Origin of the sequence: Rhodococcus sp. IEGM 1379, from assembly GCF_030056815.1 — a bacterium.
Classification (GTDB): domain Bacteria; phylum Actinomycetota; class Actinomycetes; order Mycobacteriales; family Mycobacteriaceae; genus Rhodococcus_F.
The window spans coordinates 1-3,893 of sequence record NZ_JASHKR010000159.1 but is presented as its reverse complement, the minus strand read 5'-3'; the positions used below and the strand labels follow the sequence as shown (position 1 = coordinate 3,893).

The following is a 3,893-nucleotide window of genomic DNA, read 5'->3' as shown; positions in this document are numbered from 1 at the left end:
GCACTCGAGGTTCGTAGCCGCCGCGTCGGTGGCGCTACCTACCAGGTGCCGGTCGAGGTTCGTCCCGGTCGTTCCACCACGCTGGCACTTCGCTGGCTGGTCACCTTCTCGCGTGCACGTCGTGAGAAGACCATGGTCGAACGTCTCGCCAACGAGCTCCTCGATGCCAGCAATGGTCTCGGTGCAGCTGTGAAGCGTCGCGAAGACACTCACAAGATGGCCGAAGCCAACAAGGCCTTCGCCCACTACCGCTGGTGATGTAAGCGTCGGAGCAACCGCCATCGGGCAGGTGCTCCGACGCTGTCGCCGTTGGCGACCTGATCATCTCGGCCGGGTTTTCCCGCGCAGAGGTGGCCAGGTTCGCCTCGGCAGAGACATAATTGAAAGACCATGGCCCTGATGGTGGAACACACCGGATACGGCCGACACCCGAAAAACCAAGCAACGAGCGGGGAAGAAACCTGTGGCACAGGAAGTGCTGACTGACCTGAACAAGGTCCGCAACATCGGCATCATGGCGCACATCGATGCCGGCAAAACCACCACCACCGAGCGCATCCTGTTCTACACCGGTGTCAATTACAAGATCGGTGAGACGCACGACGGTGCGTCGACGACGGACTGGATGGAGCAGGAGAAGGAACGCGGCATCACGATCACGTCTGCCGCCGTGACTTGCTTCTGGAACAACAACCAGATCAACATCATCGATACCCCCGGCCACGTTGACTTCACGGTCGAGGTGGAGCGGTCGCTGCGCGTGCTCGACGGCGCAGTTGCTGTGTTCGACGGTAAAGAGGGTGTCGAGCCGCAGTCCGAGCAGGTTTGGCGTCAGGCTGCCAAGTACGACGTCCCGCGTATCTGCTTCGTCAACAAGATGGACAAGATGGGCGCGGATTTCTACTTCACCGTGCAGACCATCATCGACCGTCTCGGTGCGAAGCCGCTCGTTCTCCAGCTGCCCATCGGCGCTGAGGACGACTTCGACGGCGTCGTAGACCTCGTCGAGATGCGTGCCATCACCTGGCGTGGTGTTGTTCCGACCGGTGCACTGCCGACCATCGAAGAGATCCCCGCGGATCTCGTCGAGAAGGCCGCCGAGTACCGCGAGAAGCTGCTCGAAACCGTTGCCGAGTCCGACGAAGCTCTCATGGAGAAGTACTTCGGCGGCGAAGAGCTCACGGTCGAGGAAATCAAGGGCGCCATCCGCAAGATGACCGTCGCTTCCGAGCTGTACCCGGTTATCTGTGGCTCCGCGTTCAAGAACAAGGGCGTTCAGCCCATGCTCGACGCTGTCATCGATTACCTGCCGAACCCGCTGGACATCGGCGAGGTCGTCGGACACAAGCTCGGTGACGAAGAAGTCGAGATCACGCGCAAGCCGAGCAAGGACGAGCCGTTCTCGGCTCTCGCCTTCAAGATTGCGTCGCACCCGTTCTTCGGCAAGCTGACCTTCGTTCGCGTTTACTCCGGTCGTCTCGATCCGGGCCAGCAGGTCCTGAACGCGACCAAGGGTAAGAAGGAGCGCATCGGAAAGCTCTTCCAGATGCACGCCAACAAGGAGAACCCGGTAGAAGAGGCCGTCGCCGGCCACATCTACGCGATGATCGGTCTCAAGGACACCACCACCGGTGACACCTTGTGCGACCAGGCCAACCCCATCGTCCTCGAGTCGATGTCGTTCCCGGCGCCGGTCATCCAGGTCTCCATCGAGCCCAAGACCAAGTCCGACCAGGAAAAGCTGGGCATCGCGATCCAGAAGCTCGCCGAAGAGGATCCGACCTTCTCGGTCGAACTCGACGACGAGACCGGTCAGACTGTCATCGGCGGCATGGGCGAGCTCCACCTCGATATCCTCGTCGACCGTATGCGTCGCGAGTTCAAGGTTGAGGCAAACGTGGGCAAGCCGCAGGTCGCCTACCGTGAGACCATCACCAAGAAGGTCGAGAAGCACGACTACACCCACAAGAAGCAGACGGGTGGATCGGGCCAGTTCGCAAAGGTCATCATCTCCCTGGAGCCTTTCGTGGGCGAAGACGGTGCTACCTACGCGTTCGAGAACAAGGTCTCCGGCGGACGTATCCCGCGCGAGTACATCCCCTCCGTGGATGCAGGCGCACAGGACGCGATGCAGTACGGTGTTCTCGCCGGCTACCCGCTCGTGAACCTGAAGATGTCGCTGCTCGATGGTGCTTACCACGACGTCGACTCCTCGGAAATGGCGTTCAAGGTTGCCGGTTCGCAGGCACTGAAGGAAGCCGCCCGCAAGGCCGGCCCCGTCATTCTCGAGCCCCTCATGGCTGTCGAGGTCACAACGCCTGAGGAGTACATGGGCGACGTGATCGGCGATATTAACTCCCGCCGTGGCCAGATTCAGGCCATGGAGGAACGCAGTGGTGCCCGTGTCGTGAAGGCGCTGGTTCCGCTCTCGGAGATGTTCGGTTACATCGGTGACCTGCGGTCCAGGACCCAGGGCCGGGCGAACTTCTCCATGGTGTTCGATTCCTACGCAGAGGTTCCCGCGAACGTCTCGAAGGAAATCATCGCCAAGGCGACGGGCGAGTAAGTAGTAAGTACTGCGAGCTCCCCAGCCCGCGCCGGTAAGTAACCTCGGTTGCTTCCGGCACGAAGCACGACCAAGTAATAACCAACCGCACTGCTGCATACGGCAAGCAATTATCAGTCCAGGAGGACACAAAGTGGCGAAGGCGAAGTTCGAGCGGACGAAGCCGCACGTGAACATCGGCACCATCGGTCACGTCGACCACGGCAAGACCACGACGACGGCGGCCATCACCAAGGTGCTTGCGGATGCTTTCCCCGACCTGAACGAGGCTTCGGCCTTCGATCAGATCGATAAGGCTCCCGAGGAAAAGGCTCGTGGCATCACGATCAACATCTCGCATGTTGAGTACCAGACGGAAGCGCGTCACTACGCACACGTCGATGCACCGGGTCACGCCGACTACATCAAGAACATGATCACCGGCGCGGCTCAGATGGACGGCGCTATTCTCGTCGTCGCAGCCACCGATGGCCCCATGCCCCAGACGCGCGAGCATGTCCTGCTCGCTCGCCAGGTTGGCGTGCCGTACATCCTCGTCGCCCTGAACAAGGCTGACATGGTTGACGACGAAGAGATCCTCGAGCTCGTCGAGATGGAGGTCCGCGAACTGCTGGCCGCTCAGGAATTCGACGAGGACGCCCCGGTCATCCCGATCTCGGCACTCAAGGCTCTCGAGGGCGACCCGAAGTGGACCCAGTCCATTCTCGACCTCATGAAGGCTGTCGACGAGTCCATCCCGACTCCGGTTCGTGAGACCGAAAAGCCCTTCCTCATGCCCGTCGAGGATGTCTTCACGATCACCGGTCGTGGAACCGTCGTCACCGGTCGCATCGAGCGTGGCGTTGTCAACGTGAACGAGGAGGTGGAGATCGTCGGCATCAAGGAGACCTCCACCAAGACCACGGTCACGGGCATCGAAATGTTCCGCAAGCTGCTCGACTCGGGCCAGGCCGGCGACAACGTCGGACTGCTCGTTCGTGGCATCAAGCGCGAAGATGTCGAGCGTGGACAGGTTGTTGTCAAGCCGGGCACCACGACTCCCCACACGGAGTTCGAAGGCCAGGCATACATCCTGTCGAAGGACGAGGGCGGCCGCCACACCCCGTTCTTCAACAACTACCGCCCGCAGTTCTACTTCCGTACCACGGACGTTACGGGCGTCGTGACGCTGCCTGAGGGCACCGAGATGGTTATGCCCGGTGACAACACCGAGATGTCCGTCAAGCTCATCCAGCCTGTCGCCATGGACGAGGGCCTGCGCTTCGCAATTCGCGAAGGCGGCCGTACGGTCGGCGCCGGCAAGGTTGCCAAGATCATCAAGTGAGAC

At 61.1% G+C, this 3,893-nt stretch carries 3 protein-coding genes; all 3 read left to right on the top strand.

Going from position 1 to position 3,893, the window contains the following annotated elements; all coding sequences use genetic code 11:
* Positions 1 to 258: 30S ribosomal protein S7 (gene rpsG, locus QM600_RS29090; RefSeq protein WP_283265222.1), on the top strand; the 258-nt coding region annotated here is incomplete at its 5' end.
* Between the two features lie 205 nt (positions 259 to 463).
* Positions 464 to 2,566: an elongation factor G gene (gene fusA / locus QM600_RS29085; RefSeq protein WP_283265221.1), complete on the top strand. Its 2,103-nt coding sequence runs from the start codon at positions 464 to 466 to the stop codon at positions 2,564 to 2,566.
* Between the two features lie 133 nt (positions 2,567 to 2,699).
* Positions 2,700 to 3,890 (top strand): elongation factor Tu, encoded by a 1,191-nt coding sequence (gene tuf / locus QM600_RS29080; protein ID WP_283265219.1) that lies wholly within the window; start codon positions 2,700 to 2,702, stop codon positions 3,888 to 3,890.
* The last annotated feature ends 3 nt before the right edge of the window (positions 3,891 to 3,893 follow it).